Here is a 15,930-nt window from a genome sequence, read left to right as displayed (position 1 = left end):
GACAGCAAGCAACTCTCGCAATACACGTTGCGGACCATATACGACGCCTCGAGGTTCATCCAGTCTATGCAGCCCCCTTAAGAGAATACCTCCAGGATTTATACCGTTAACAAATGTCAAATCTACGCCGCCGGCTCGATTGTAATACCAGCGTCCGCATTGCAGCTGCTCCTTTTCTCCGTGGATGAACTCATCATTGTGCTGAGGGGTGTTCAAATAGAACTTGCCGACTTATCAGTGCGCTATTAATCTGCTTAATAATTTATATTAATTAATTCCCATATGATAATTTGACTTCAATTCTATTTTTCTTAAAATTGACAAAGCTCCTTTAGGTGTACGATAAATCATTATCAAGTCACTATTAATGTCTTTGAATAAGATAATATTATCATCAAATATTTCGCCATATAGATTGCGTTCAAATCGATACTCAAATAATAATTTATTTTTTGTTGTCCACAATTCAGAATATGAGACAGAATCCATTGGCGGTATTGAGGCTCCGGGTATAGGTAAAAAAAGTAATACCTCATGTTTTGTGAATAATTAATTATACTAACAGGGTTACTTCTAATATTTTTGTACCGCCCAGAATCTAGTATAGCACCTGCAGTATTGAATGTATGATAAGTATTTGAACGATCGATAGTAACCAACTTGCCATTATAAAAATTTATATTGAAATTCAACGAGGAATAATTGTTTGAGAAATGCTTTTTTATAAATGACCATATTTTGTTTAGATTTAAATCATAACAGGTTACACTTCCATCTTTAAGCACTACAGCGAAGTAGTTATCATCAATCTTAACTAATTTTGCTACAACCTGGTTAGCAGCGAAAGAATTTATAAGATGAAGTTTATAATTATATACATAAACATTGTTTTGATTCAGTACAACCAGTTTATTCTTAAAAACATGAGATGAAAACAGTTTGGGAACAAAGGATCTAAAATAAAAAGGGCTTATATTGAATTTCATAGAATAAATTATATCACTTTTAATATTAGCAATATAATAATTGTATCGGCAAAAAAATAAATACTGAATCATCTTCTAAACTTGATTCTACTCGCTCAATAGACGACTGTAGTTTTATAGTGTCGCTTAGTCCATTTTTTAAATTCATAAATACACCAGTAATGTTTTCCATGCACGCGCTACTCCAAGAGGGTCATACCCCGTAATTCGTTCTTGGGTAGCAGACCAGACATAAAAAGAGGGTCTGTTGCCGAGGGCAACAGACCCTTTTGACTTTTTCACTACCGTAAAACGCTCAGTACGGCCCCTCGTTCTGGGCCGGGGATTCGCACTGGCAGGCTATCCATAGGATAGCCTGCTATCCCCCTGGGCACTTACCGCGAGGCGAAAGCGTGCGTAGGCTTAGCACTTGGCCGCTTATTTACGCAGCAGCTTGACGTGGGCCTGCCCCTTGGCCCCGCGCAGGTGTAGGTAATAAATCCCTTCCGCCGCGAGCTGCTGCGAGAAGTCGAAGGTTATAGGCTGCCCGGCGCCCGAAACCGTGCGTTGGCCCTGACTCAAGGTCGTGCCCATCGACGAGACCAAGGTGTAACTCACTTCACCTTGGAATACGGCTGGCAACTCGATGCTATAGCGGCCATCAGGGGACGGATTGGGGTAGAGCTTGACCTGGGCGCTATACCCGGGCAGCTTAACCGAAGCAACAGCCGCTAAGGGCCTGGCTACGGAGCGAGCAGTCGATGCCGACAGAGCGGAGCCGCCACTCAGTACCTCGATTGCAGACACTTTGGGTTGGTCTACCCCACCCGCCCCGGGTACAAAGGCCAACGAGAGCACGCCGTCGTTCACGGTAACGGCAAAAGACTCGGTGGTGGCCGTCAGCGGTCCCACCTTTTGCACGATGTCATACGCCTGAAGCATGTGGGTGCCTTCGGCCATCACGTCGAACACGCGTTGACCCGGAGCGTTCCAGTAGATTTCGGCGAAGTGCAGCTTGACTAGGTAGTGCCCATTGGGCACGGGCAGGGTGTAGGTGAAGGAGCCGTAGCGCTCACTCTGGTAGAGGTCGTCGTCGGTCGTGCCAGCAATGGCATTGCCGGTAGAGTAGATATTCCCGGGGTTAGGCGAGTAGTACTGATCGGCGGAGAATGAACCTGCCGACGTGATAAGCGCCCCTCCGCCCGCGTTGAGCCGGTACACCACGCTGTCCGTTGTGGGGGCTGGGTTGACGGTGATGGGCCGCGTAGCCGTGCCCGTGCAGCCACCTGCATCCGAATAGGTGTAGGTAATCGTGTGGGTACCCACACCAGCGGCGGCCGGGCTGAAGGTGCCGTTGCTCACGCCCGGACCACTGAAGGTACCGCCGGCAGGAGAGCCGCCGGTAAGCGGAAAAGCAGAGGCACTAATTGAAATGCTACTAAAGGCGTTTAAACTTACTGCCGGACCAGTAGTAATTTTAAAGGTCAAGGTAGTGCAGTTACCATAATCATCACAAGCCTTCACCTGAAGCGAATCATTACCTGTATAATCCGACTCAGCGGTAAGATCAAGACAGAAGCCTACTCCGGTGGATGACAGTGCGGCTTTCAAAGACTCCGGAATATCAATCAGTGAGTAGGTGATGGCGTCCTGCTCAGGATCAACAACGTTTATACATTGTGTTACGGTAGAGTTGACGCAGGCGACGACAGCTGAGTTGACAATCGTTCTGCCGTTGATTCTGAAAACCGGTGCCCGGTTTCCGGCGGGTATTGTGGTACCCGCTTCCGGAGCCTCTTTCATTGCCTCCTCATTACCGGCATTGTCAATGCCCACCGAAATGAATTGATACTTTACTCCCGGCTCACCTTTGAATAAGGCCACACTATCTTTTCCAAACTCGCCGAATAAGCGGTAAGGAGCCTCATCAGCCGCAAAATAAAGCGCATACGAGCTAATTCCAGATCCTGACTCATCATCTGCGCCGCTGAAGCGGACAGGAATCACGTTTTCAGCACTGATCACCGGCAGACTTTGTACTGTTGTTACGGGAGGTTTGGCATCAGCCACATTTTGCCAGACATTGGTGGAAATGGGTTCCTCAATATCGAACACAATGGTGGCCTGAGCAGTAATGGAGTCACCGGTCTGCACATTTGCCAGCGGTTTTACCGAATACGTTACAAACCCCTCGCCCCGGCCTGTTGAATCATTGACAGGAAGGAAACCAGCCAGTGGGTCAGCCGGCGGCAACCCGGTTGCCGGGTCAATTGTCTGGAAGGTCCAGTTGACTGTTTTATTCACTATATCTACTCCTGCCGATACCTCTACATCATATTTCAGCGAATCCGGTAAATCAAGTACCCTGGTATAATTGGCAATGTTATCGGGCACCTGAAAGGTGAAGTTTGAAAAGCCAAAGCTTCCCACCCGCACGCTCAAAGGATTCAGCTGCTCATCCAGCGGCAGAACAATTGTTACGAGCTGCGCTGCTGTTGTCGCCAGCTTCGGATCGTTTTCAAACCGGATGGTGTAGGGCATCGTATTCCGGCCAGACACAAACCGTTGCGGACCGTAGCCTTTGGGCCCGGTGATGTCATTGGGGTCGCTTGCTCTAATTACCCTTGTAGGATAGGTCTGAGTGGAATTAGGTGGAGGCGTCTGAGGAGGATTTGGATTACATGGGTCTGGCGAGCCACCTCCTCCACCTGATCCTTCATCTTCGAAAACCTGATCTGCCCGTCTGGCATTTTTTGCAAACATACCCCAACCTTGTCCTGATATCGGAACATTTCTGCAAGCCCACAAATCATCGCAAATACTCGTCTCTCCATTTCTCCGTCTCCTAATTTCTCTTTTTATCAGTTTCCTTGTTTGCTTCTCTATAAATCTGGCGAGGCCCGAAATCATAATTCTGCCAACTGTTGCTGGATAGGTAGCACCAAATTTTATTAATGCTGGCACTAAACATTCTATCTTAACCTTATCACAGTAGCATGCATCGAGGCTGCTTTTTTCAGAATATATAATACTACTGTTATTGCCTAAACTTGCTAAGAATACATTCGAGAAGTTCAAGTTTTGGGCAAGGCGGTAACCGCCTTCTTCCACTTCCTCGCTACTAATAATTCCTGCTTTTACATATATCTGGAGAATAGCATTTCTGAACTCTTCCGGTTTTTGAATAAGTAATATCAAATTTTCATCTAAAATTGAAGGCTCATTACTAAGCAGTCGTCTTAATTCTTCTATTTCATATACTAATCGGTTAACAAGACCAATGCGTGAAAATGCCAGACCTGTAATTGATGTTTCAAAGTTGCCTGCCTGACTTGGCGTAGCGTTGAAATTAGCTGTAAAGATCTCTCCTGGGGAGAGATCTTTTACAATTGTAGATGTAAAGAGCACGTCATCGTCTTCTTCCCAATCATTTACTTCCGTTGAATCTATAGAGTACTCAATCCTACTAGTGGTAATGGATTTAACGTCTACTATATAATTGTTTATTTTAGTACCAGCCGGCACATCAATAAAAACATAAGAATGAGGAATATCTACATTGGAGATATTCTCCATTCTAAAAGAAAAATGACCACTTCCACCTAATCTAATTAGGGAGGGAACCTGCTCCTGGATACCTACCTGGTAAGCTAGCGCTGGCTCTACCTCAATTCCTGGCGACAGATTAACTTCGATCCCTCCATTTACTGCAGTAACATCATATAAACCTACTGCTACAGAATCCAGTTGCCAGCGTATGCGCATTTGCATACTGTTTGTAAACTGTACAACAGAAGCTTGAGCAACCCTTTCCCCTCCTGGTCTTTTTAAATAAACTTTAGTTTCAGGTGTAAAACGGGCTCCAGTCAAAGTACAAGTAACCCTTCCTTGTCCTACTTTCTTCGGTGTAATTCCTAAAATTGACAAAGGAAGCGCACGTGCCAGAATCTTTACCTGTTGAGGCTTGCTGAACTTGGTTTCGGTCTGAATCAGCACGTAGTAGGTACCAGCTTTGGTAGAGGGCACCAATACCTGCTGGTTAGTGGAAATGGTATTGGTATTCTGATGGTCAAAGTCTGACAAAGTAGGCACCCGGTCATAGGCGATGAACACTTTATTCTGCCCTTCCGGCTGGTTGCTGGTCAGATTCAGCACAAGATCCAGATCATCAGCTACGTCTATCTTGTAATAGAGCAAGTCCCCCTTGTCGAGGAGAACGGTTTTCTCAACCTCTAAAACCAACGTGCTGATGGTGATGCTGGTCGTATTACCTGCTGCTTTTCCATTGTTGTCTTCATTGGTTTCCACAATGTGATTCAACAAGTCTGTACCGGCAATACCCCGGTATTCTCCCGGATTGATGTCCTTTACCTTGGTTTGCAAAGAGCGGGTGATGCTTTGACCCGGCGCAAGATCTACATACCCGAGATCTACTCCCATCAGTTTGTCGACGGCTCCGTTTAGAACGGTATTGTTGGGGGAGGAGAAGTAAAGCCCGTTTTTCAACGTACCAACTCCCCGCCCGGCACCGGCATTTTTAATGATGTATGCTGCCTGTAAATCGTCTCCCAAACCTACAGTGGCCGGCACTTCTGTTTCGGTTATAATCAGATCGGTAGGGGTCGGAGACTGGATTTCTACAACGGCGGCATAGCTGTTGTTCTCTTCGGCAAGGTGTTCGTATACAACATTGCCTCCATCCACTACCGCCACTATATAATACACACCTGAATATCCGGGTGGTATGTTCACCTGAACGCTGTCCCGGTAAGCCGCGTTGGCTGCAAGCCCGGCAGTCCGCTCTCTGCGGCCGATCAGCAAAGAGCCGGAGGCTATGCCTGGAGTTGTGCTTATGTAGAACTTATCACTCCAGAGTGCTGACTGCGCAACTCCCTTGCCTTGGTTACGGACTGTATATGGCAGGTGCAGTTGCTGCCCTGCAATTAGCTGTCGGGGAACCGAAAGCGCTTCAACAACCAGATCAGCTGGGTCCGTCAGGGCAATTGTAACAGGTATAGCTTTTAGATTATTGGCGCTGTTGAAATCGTTTGCGTTGAGCGAATCAATTGCAGCCTGTAGAATCAGATAGTACTTCCCGAATTTATCATCAGGCAACCGAACGGAGATACTGTTGAGGTATTCTTCACCAGGGCCAACTTCTTTGTCATTGAAATAGCTTTTCAGCAGGGTATCAGTGGGGTGAAGCACACTGTCTGCGGACAGATATACATTATCTGACCAGTATCCTTGTTTCAGTACAGTCAGGGCGCTCCCAACATTGGCTACCTGCCAACTGAGGGTAACAGGTTTACCCGAAAATGGCTGGCTTTCGATGGTGAATTTTTTCACCGTCAGATCCGCAACACCCAACCCCTTAACGTATACCGGTTTGGGAAGTGCAAACACATTGTTACTCTTCAGATCTTTCCCGGCAGGATCGTTTTCAAATACCCTATTCTTTGAATCAATCCGCACCAGCAGGAAATATTCTCCGGCATACACCCCTTTCATCAGTACTTTAGCAGTGTTGCTGATTCTGGAACCGGATATTATATCACTGGCATTAGAAAATTCTCCTAATGGTATATCATCCCTGCTTAGCACTTTATCTTTTGACAGATAGATGGCATCAGTCCATGAAGCAAATGCAGTATTTGGCCCGATGTTTCCGGTTACCCAACTGACCGTGAGGATTTCCCTGACGCCAACGGAATCAAGATCTGTTTGTCCCTGCACCCCGGCAAGATCAGCGTATGCGTAATTAACGGTAACGGGCTGCCGGCTGCGGGTGAGGTTATTATCATCGTATATATATTCAAAAACAGTACTGTCGCCATCCGTCAATACGTATACATAATAGTTGCCGCTAAGGCCTTCAGGAATAGTATAGCTTGCCCGCTGCGAATACATAGCATCAGGTAGCAAGGGATTGCTTTTGGAATAAACTGTTTTTCCGAGGAGAACAGCTGTTTTGATATCAAACACCGGTGCTTTTGAAATGTACAGATGATCGGTCCAGGCGGCCTCAACCGGATCGTTTGCCCCCTGATTCTGCACATTCCATGAAATTTCCAGCGGCTGGCCGGAAAAAACTGCTGGCGGCACCGCTACATTTGTCACTGCAAGATCGGCGGGTGGCCTCAGCTTTACGTTCATGGAACGCGTGGTAGCTACATTGTTCTCCCTTGAGATTTCTTCGAAACTTCTCCCTGCATTTGCGAGCACGTGTACATAAAAGTTACCGTACAGAGAATGAGGTATTTTTGCTCTGAAAGCCCGGGTGTACGAAGAATCTTTGGGTAATATTAAGGGTCCGACCGGGTTGCTGCCCAGGAGCCGGGCTTCAGTTGCAACAAAGTTGGAATCAGGAGAAATCCATATCTGATCCGTCCAGTTCTTGTTGATGATACTGGCATTACCCTCATTTTTGAACCTGTAGGTAACGGTAACGAAGTCATTGCCAAAGGCAGTGGCAGGGATTGCCGCCGAGACTGGCCTTACATCTGCCAGGGGAATTACCGTAACCGGAATCCGTGCTTCCGATCTGACAGTATTGTTGGCCTTTTCGCTCTCGAGGAGAGAGCCTCGGTTACTGGTCACGAAAACATAATACTGCCCGAATACAGATACGGGTATCACAAAATTTGCTTCACCTTTATAAATCTGACCAGGCTGCAGAAAGCTTACATTTTGTGCTCTGCCCAGCAATACATCGCTTGAAAAATCAAGAATTGTATCCGTAGATAAGTACACTTCATCGGTCCATGTTTGTGATTGCGTACTGCCGGCACCTGTATTCGAGACTTTCCAACGGACCCCGATGGGAGTGCCGGCAATGGCCGATTCCGGTACCTGTAGATCATAGACCAGCAGATCAGGGAGTTGACGCAGTGCAAACCGCTGTACAAGGCTCTCCGAACTGTTACATTTGTTCTTTGCGACTACCCGCCAGTTGTACAGGATGCCAAAATCCAATCCCTTTGTGACGGTGTAGTTGATAGAAGTCAGATTGTTGGCAAATGGAACCGAAGGCGGCACCGGTTCGCTGGCCGGCCAGATATAAAGGTCATAGGATTCTGCATTGACTGAAGGCTTCCAGGAAAGATTCAGCGGCAGAGACAGTCCAAGAGTTCCATTTACCGGCAACAGGCTGGTGGCAATATCAGGAGCCAGCGACTCAGTAACAGAGACTGATATACTTCTGGTTGTTGCTTCTCCGCAATTACCGGAAGCCGTAACCGTGAGCAAGAAGCTGCCCGGAGAGGTCCAGTCTACTGTCGCGGCGTTACCGGAAGAGCTGATTACGGCTCCGCCGGATACTGTCCATGTATATTCCACACCGGCAACAGCGGGTACACTATATTGCTGGCTGCCTTGGCAAACGGCTGACCCTCCGGTGATTGTGCCTGGTTGTCCGGCTGAAACGCAAAGAGTCCGTTGCTGACTTGCTGCCGGTAGAAAATTATTGTTACCCGGCTGAGAGGCTTGCACAGTAATGTTGCCTGCACCGGTAAAGGTGAGTTGGTTCCCGTTTGTAATCAAACCATTGCCTGATAGTACCGAAAAATTGACTGGCAGCCCGGAACTGGCCTGAGCACTGAGGGCAAACGGATCATCACCAAAGATTTTATCGGGAACCGGCCCGAAAGCAATGGTTTGACCGGCTTTATCAATCTTTATGGTTTCAGACGAAGATGCCGGGTTATAGGTACTGTTACCCGCCTGAAGAGCAGTAACCGTGACTTCTCCGGCCCCCAAAATGGTTATGGTATCTCCGGAAAGGCTGGCAACGCCCGAAGGCACGCTGCTCACGCTGAAACTCACCGGTAGACCTGAGGAGGCTGTAGCCACCAGGGTGAAAGGGGCATCGCCGTAGGTCTTGCTAGCCAGCGGACCGAAACTGATCGTCTGATCCAACCGGTTTATGGTATTAACAATTACCGTGGTACTCACCGTTTTGGAGCAGCCGTTCAACGAAATGGTAACCTGGTAGGAACCGGCATTTGCCACCGTAGCCCCACTGATGGTTTGGTTGGGACCCGTGGCGGCGTAGCCATTGGGCCCGGTCCACTGGTAGGTGGCACCGCTGATACCAGTGGCCGTCAGCGTCAGCGTGGAACCAGCCGCGACGGGCGAATTGGAGCCAGCTGAGGCCGTGGTCAGGTTGGTGATGCTAGCGCCGACTTCGTTACTGGTTACCACCGGATTGCTGTCACTCTCCAGCCGGATGCGATAGTTGGCACCAGTTGGTGTTGACGGTGGAATGGCGACAAACAATGTTTCCGCCGTGGCGGTTATAATGCTTGCGGAGCCAATAATTGGGCTGCTAGCAGAAAACACGCCGTTAACATCGGAGAGCACGGCAGAAATTGTGGTAGCCGTTGTAAAACCTGGCCCGGCAACGGTGAAGCTCAATGTCAACCCGTTGCCGGCACACACCGCCTGATTGATCGACTGCAGCATGAGCGTGGTCACCGGCTCCGTGGGCGTGATCGTTACGAGCGTCGAAGCCGTGTCGGTGCAACCCGCCGCGTTGGTTAACGCTAGTCTATAGCGGCCTGACTGCGCCGGTTGAGCGTTGGTAACCTGCGGATTTTGCTGGTTGCTAATGACCCCGCTGGTGTTGCCATTCGCAGCGATAAAGGTCCAGGCGTAGGTGTTGCCGGTAGCAGCCGGTCCACCCTGTAGCTGTAGGGTGCCGTCGGCCCTTACCGGCGAGTTGCTGCTCACCGTCACCACGGGCAAAGCATTTACTGTTAGGTCAGAGCCGTTGGTATTACTAACAATAGTCGTCGGATTAGAAGCCACCAAGCGGATGCGGTAGCCGCTGCCGGCCTCCGTAGCACGAGGTAGCGCGACCGTCACGGAGCCATTGCCGATCCCGCTAAAGTTAACCGTCCCAATATTAACAGGCGCGGCAAATGAGCCGCTAACGTCCGACAGCTGGGCCGTCAGGACGTTGCCGGCCGGAAACGCATTACCCGTCACCTCAAAAGCCAAGTTGCGCGGCGTAGCCACGCACAGCGGACCCGCAAAGGGCGTCAGGGTCAGAATAGCGTCCGTGGACGGCTGCACGTTCACGTCCACGAAGCTGGAGTAAGTGCAGCTGCCCAGCGTCACGGTCACGGTGAAGCGGTTCACGCCGGGGTTAGTAGCGCTGGCAATCGTGGGGTTCTGCTGCGTGGAGGTGAAGTTATTCGGTCCCGTCCAACTATAAGTTGCCCCCGCATAGTCTGGCGCAATCGTTAGATTAATTGGGCTGCCGTTGGCGACCGTAACCGGCCCAGCTGCCTGACTCACCGGCGTCGTATTGATGGTTAGGTTAACCGTGTTAGCCGTGCCAACCGTAGCCGGTACGGAAGCAACCACCCGCACCCGGTAGCCGGTACCGGCCGGCGTGGCGAGGGGAATGGCTCCGCTCAGGGTGCCGCCGCTGGCATTAGAGGTAACCAAAGTGCCGAGCAGCGGCGCGTCGGCCGCGAAGTTGCCGTCGGCATCGGAAAGCTGAAACTTGAACGCATTACCTGCCCCAAAATCTGCGGTGTTGGCACTGAACGGTACCGAAATCGTCTGGCCACCGCAAGGCGTGCTCGGGGAAATAGTGCCCGTAGCAATGGCGGCCGGATAATTGTAGCTTTGTGCCGAGCAGGCTACGCCCGCCGGCGTGGTCACGCAAATCTGCCCTGATGCGCCTCCAACCGGGGCGGCCACCGTGAGGCTAGTAGCCGTATTGTTGGTGATTGGTCCCGCTGCTACGCCGTTAAAGGTCACGGCGGTAGCGCCGCTCAGGTTGGTACCCGTGATGGTGACTACCGTGCCCGCCGGGCCGCCCGCAGGCGTGAAGCCGGTGATAGTTGGGCCGGAGCAGTTAAAGTAAAACACCCCGGCATTACTCATCTGAATGCCCTGAGGGATAGTAGGCAATAAAAGCACCAGCCGCAGACCGCGTACGTTGTTTTGCCCTGCGGTCAACGGGCGGGTCACCAACAGCGGCGCGGTCTGGCTCGCCGGCAGCAACGCCTGGTACGAGTCCACGGTGGTCCAGGTACTTAGGTTGGTTGACGTCTGGATTTGCAGGGTGTAGTTCACCACCGCGCTGTTCGGGTTCAGCAAGCTCAGCTGCACCTCGGACAGCGGGCGCAGAGCCGTACCTAGGTCGGCCTGGATGAAGTAGTTGTTGAAAAAGGTAGAAGAGCCACCCGTAACCGGTGCACCGTTGAAAATGGCTTCCACGGCAGCAGCCGTGAGGCCGTTACCCGTGTAGCTGCTCGGGTTAGGTCGATTGGCCGCCAGGTTCTCGGAACTGGAGCAGCCGCTTTTGGTGAAGCTGCGGCTGAGTATCTGGCTCCACTGGCCGTCCGCGTTGCGGACGCGTACAAACAGCCGGTGCGGACCGTCAGGTAGCGCACTGGCGTCGGCTAGTAGATTAAGGTCAGGCAGATCAGTGCCTGGGGTGGCAACGGGAATATTGGTAGCACTACCATAGCCGGGATCGGTGTCGAAATAGTACTCGGCCTTATCCAGGTTCGGTATGTTTGCTGTGATGCCGCTGTCAACATAGAAGATGCGACTCTGCGTCTGGCTCCAGCTCCCGTTCGCGTCTTTCGACCGATAAAACAGCGTGTGAAAGCCAACTGGCAACGCCCCCAGTCCGACTGTAAAGTTCACGTTGGTGGCATTAGCGCCGCCGCTGATGGGAATGTTAGTTCCCTGACCGTAGCCGGGGTCGGTATCTACAAAGTATTCTAGATCAACTAACGAAGACGGTGGGCTGATGTCAGTGATAGGTGTGACGTAGAAAATCTGCCGTTGGGTCTGGCTCCAGGTGCCGTTCGCATCGCGGGAGCGGAAAAACAGGTTGTGAAAGCCGGAGCCTACGTTGCCCAGCGGCACCGCAAAACTCAGGTTGGGGAGGTTAGTGCTGGTAGTGGGCAGGGTGGCGGCCGTGGCTGAACCGTAACCGGGGTCGGCGTCAACGAAGTATTCTACTCGATTCAGGGTTGGGATGGCCGTAGCATCAGCACTGCCTACATAAAGCAGTTGCCGGCTAGTTTGGCCCCAATTGTTGGCGCCCGCTCGCGAACGGATAAACAAGTTGTGAAAACCGGGGGCGATACCCTCCAAATTTACTGGAAAACTTAGGGTGGTGAGATCAGTACTGGCGGCGGGTAAGCTGACGGCAGTAGCCTGCCCAAAGCCCGGGTCCGCGTCGAGGAAGTATTCCACCCGGTCGAGGGTGGGCAGAGCTTGGGCTTGGAGTGCTAATGACATCACCGTCAGCACCAGCGTCGCCAGCAGTTGCCGGCAACGTTGCATCATAGGCAGGCAATTCATAAAAAAAGTCGGGAAGATTTACCGCCAATCCCTTCTAGTTATTAGACCGGGTGCTGATAGTGGCGTTGAGCGTATTTCCCGTCACCGACTGGTTGTATTGGTAGATCGTGGGCACATTGGGAATGCCACTTAAGCGGTAGGGAGTTAGGCCTCCATAGGCACCTATATCGATGCCGTTTTCCCCAGTGCCGCGGGCCGGGTTGGTGCCCGCCCGCAGTTGATAGGCCCCGTCGTTCGAAGCTGTGCCCCCCACGAACAGGGCCGTTGGCGCTACGTTCTGCTGGTTGCCATTAGCCGTACCAAATACAGCATTGGCGCTAATGTTATAGCTGTAAGCATTGTTGCGCGGTGTAAAATTACTGCTGGCAGATGTAAAAGTGAGAATGTTGTTCTTTATAACACTATTATCAACCTGAAGCGTCGCGCCGTTGTTGCCTGCTGCGTTGCCAATAACATTGTTGGTGATCAAAATATTATTTAGACCAGTATATGAACCGGATGTAGTTATACTGCCAATGACAATATTGTTAGATATAATAGTATTACTGACAGTACTGGTGCCACCAGGGTAAAGAACTAACCCGTTGTCACAGTAGTTGTGCCGAATTAGAATATTGTTAATAGAATTGTTAGCTCCTGTTGTGGGAGTATATCCCACATAAGTGGTGACACTTAATTGATTGCGCTCCACGATTACGTTGCTGGCGTTAATGGCAAGGTAACTCGCTAAGAGATGGCAGCCCGTGATGCGGGAGCCGGCGCTACCTGTGTTGAAAAACACGTTGCTTAGCAAGGCTTCTCGCAAATCCAGCTGTAAACCAGGGTTTTGTGCTAGGAAATACCCTGTACCAATGATGGTCACTACTTTAGTGCAAGTCAGATCTCCGTAAGTAATTGAGGTTGGCTCCAAGTAGATAATGTCGCCGTTGCTAGCAGCGTCGTGGGCAGCTTGCACTGTCGCATAGATGTTGGGGCCAGTTAAGCCTAGATTATTACATCGACGGATGGTCTGGGCATGTGCGGTAGATGCAAAACAGACGACAAGGAAAATCACCGCAAGAACGAGACGAGTAGAACTGTTTCTCATGTACTGAATTTTTAATGAACGTTTGCAGATACTCTGCGCTATACAGAGTCGATATACAAGAAGGCTAGACTGGATCTTAATTGCCTCTACTGCTGCTGATCTGCAATCCTTAGTGTAGGGCCTTAACTAGTTGTGATTCACATTTGAGCCTTGATAGAATGCAGTGGCAAGACTTGGCCTACCAATAATTAGTACTTAAGTAAACTGTAAGCAAGACGGGGGTATTGGCGGATTACTTGTAATTTATGTTCCGCTGTCGAACAAAGTTTTCGACTTCGGGCTCTAATGAAAGGTCTACAACTACTACGTGCTTCGCCTCAGTGCTAGCACTGAATATTATGCGTAGTACAAACCGCGTTAGCCTATTTTGTCTGCCCGTTGCAATAGAGATCATTTGCTTCGTTTAAAGCGATATAGGTAGTCGGATGGATAGAAGAAGACTAAGTTCTTCTATCCATCCGACTACCTATATCGCTTTAAAGTATCTGGCAACTAAACAACTCTTCCACTCCTCTCCCGTGTTTCATTCTAAGGAGGAAGGTTCTAAAGAAGAAACAAGCCCTGCAGAGTAGTCGACTGGTCTCTCCCCTACCCGATTGCCCATAAATCCGCCTAGTCGGTGGTGTAGGCGGGACTTTAGAAGGCGGCGCGGCTATCTCAGGTGTCTTGCAAGCAATCCAAAATCGCCAGCAACCAGTAAAATTTATATGAATTCGTGGTGTCCGAGAAAACACCGGAGAGTTTTGCGATGTCCAGTTTGTCGTTAGCAGGCAGTAGCATAAGTTAATTGTGTAATCAGATAGCCTGAACTTGCTGCAAATACTATCACTATTCGCTGTGAGGTATCGTGGTTCCCTTAAAGATGTCACTTTAATTCAATGCTAAACCCTGTCAGTGTCCGTGATAACGTCAAGAAGAATTCAGGATTGGGCTTATAAGCCAGCAATGCTTTTCTGCCCGGCAGCGAATGTTTGTCGGGTATATTGGCCCGCGCATCGCTTTCACAGATGAAGGCCGGCTCAAAGCACATGCTCTACGATGAGGATGGTGGTTGCTCAGGCCACGCCCTCAGTGGCAAGTAGGCACAGCGCGAGCCATAGTTAATTCAGCAACTAGAACATTGAACCCTTGCCATGGAATACCGAAAACTAATTCGCGATTATATTCCTGCTATAATCACCGCCGCCGGGCGTAGCTGCGAAACGAGAGTGCTGGACCAGCAAGAGTTTCTAGTTGCTCTCCGGGAGAAATTGGTGGAAGAGGCGCAGGAGGTGCGCACCGCTAGGGAAGACCAATTACCCACGGAGTTAGCAGATGTACTGGAAGTGTTTGAGACTTTGCTCGCAGCCCACGGAGTAAGCATGGAAGAAGTACGGCTTTTGCAGGCCGAACGGCGGCGAGACCGGGGCGGGTTTGCCAGTCGTTTGCAATTAATCCGCGTGCAAGAGTAGCGCTTGACAAGTAGCGGTATGCTTACCTTATAACCTACCACTAAAAAGGGGACGCCGCTATGATTTAATTGTTCCTTGAAGTGCGAAAGCTTTTCTGCTTAGACGCTCGTACCCTAGGCGATTAGCAAGAGTTTTGAGTTACTCTATTTCAAGTTGCTTTATACGAGTGTAAATACGCGTTATAAGTGAGGTGGCATCAATCCCATAGTGGAAGCGTCGATGACAATTAGCACACAAAGCAACTGCGTTGTCTATACCGCACTTACTCGGACGAAAGAAAACCTGATTGTGCCGAAAGCGCATGCCCGCTATCAGAAGTTTAGCTCTAAATCCCCGAAGTCTTGGCAAGGACAGTAGCCCGACCCAATGTCTAAGCGACTACCTGCATACATCAAATCCACTCCCTTCTACTTTATCATGCCTTTAACATCTACTACGTTTGCAAAGAGGTATGCTCAACTACGCCAGCGAAGCTTTGAGCGACATATGGATCTGTATCTAACGGTGCGTTTCCTGCAACAAGATTCGCGAACATGGGCTCTTCCGCTCTTAGACTATCAAGACTACGTGTCATCAGTAACTGACTGGGCATACTACCGTCGTACTCACCAAGCTAGGGAATGGATGGAACCGCTAGGTAATAAGTGGACAGTACAGAGTCTGGATAGCGCCATCCGGGCTTGGTGGGTTGATAATGCTGCCGCTGTACCAAATTACCGGGCTGTTCATAAGCAGAAGCACTGCGTATCTCAAGCTGAATTCCACCTTTTATTCAATCCGCCAAGCGCTGAATTGGCTTGCGCGTACTGCCGCATTAAAGAGACGGAGTTGCTAGCCTTGGTGAAAGCCAATCAAATTTTTACAAAGCGGCTCCGAAATCGGGGAATGTCTTTTGAAGTTGATTGTCGCAAGCCTGAACTCGGATATTCACCTGGCAATCTTTGCTTGTGCTGCTATTGGTGCAATAATGCTAAGACGGATGAATTTAGCGATACCGAGTTTGAACCTGTTGCCCACGCGTTGAGTCAAATCTGGAAGCAGCGCTTGACAAAGCAATGAGGGAAATCTCAGCTGTCCGGTTGGAACATCCCTC

Annotated in this window: 4 protein-coding genes; 2 read left to right on the top strand and 2 right to left on the bottom strand. The window is 49.9% G+C overall.

Annotation, left to right across the window (positions count from 1 at the left end; translation table 11 throughout):
- Window positions 1-1,403: 1,403 nt before the first annotated feature.
- A complete protein-coding gene (locus MUN86_RS26045) occupies window positions 1,404-11,858 on the bottom strand; it encodes a CARDB domain-containing protein (RefSeq protein WP_245126930.1) in 10,455 nt (3,484 codons plus the stop codon).
- Window positions 11,859-12,333: 475 nt separating this feature from the next.
- Window positions 12,334-13,386, bottom strand: a complete 1,053-nt coding sequence (locus MUN86_RS26040) for a hypothetical protein (RefSeq protein WP_245126929.1) — start codon at window positions 13,384-13,386, stop codon at window positions 12,334-12,336.
- Between the two features lie 1,133 nt (window positions 13,387-14,519).
- On the opposite strand from MUN86_RS26040, the gene MUN86_RS26035 reads away from it, so the two are divergent.
- Complete coding sequence (locus tag MUN86_RS26035) at window positions 14,520-14,837, top strand: nucleoside triphosphate pyrophosphohydrolase (RefSeq protein ID WP_245126928.1); 318 nt, start codon at window positions 14,520-14,522, stop codon at window positions 14,835-14,837.
- Window positions 14,838-15,254: 417 nt separating this feature from the next.
- Window positions 15,255-15,896, top strand: coding sequence for a hypothetical protein (locus MUN86_RS26030; protein WP_245126927.1), 642 nt, complete (start codon window positions 15,255-15,257; stop codon window positions 15,894-15,896).
- Window positions 15,897-15,930 lie beyond the last annotated feature (34 nt).

Source organism: Hymenobacter volaticus (assembly GCF_022921055.1).
In the GTDB taxonomy this organism is placed as follows: domain Bacteria; phylum Bacteroidota; class Bacteroidia; order Cytophagales; family Hymenobacteraceae; genus Hymenobacter; species Hymenobacter volaticus.
This window is presented reverse-complemented; position numbering and strand designations above follow the sequence as displayed.

Coding starts and splice junctions, on each gene's coding strand:
- MUN86_RS26040 (WP_245126929.1), bottom strand. CDS start 13,386: ATGAGAAACAGTTCTACTCGTCTCGTTCTTGCGGTGATTTTCCTTGTC.
- MUN86_RS26030 (WP_245126927.1), top strand. CDS start 15,255: ATGCCTTTAACATCTACTACGTTTGCAAAGAGGTATGCTCAACTACGC.
- MUN86_RS26035 (WP_245126928.1), top strand. CDS start 14,520: ATGGAATACCGAAAACTAATTCGCGATTATATTCCTGCTATAATCACC.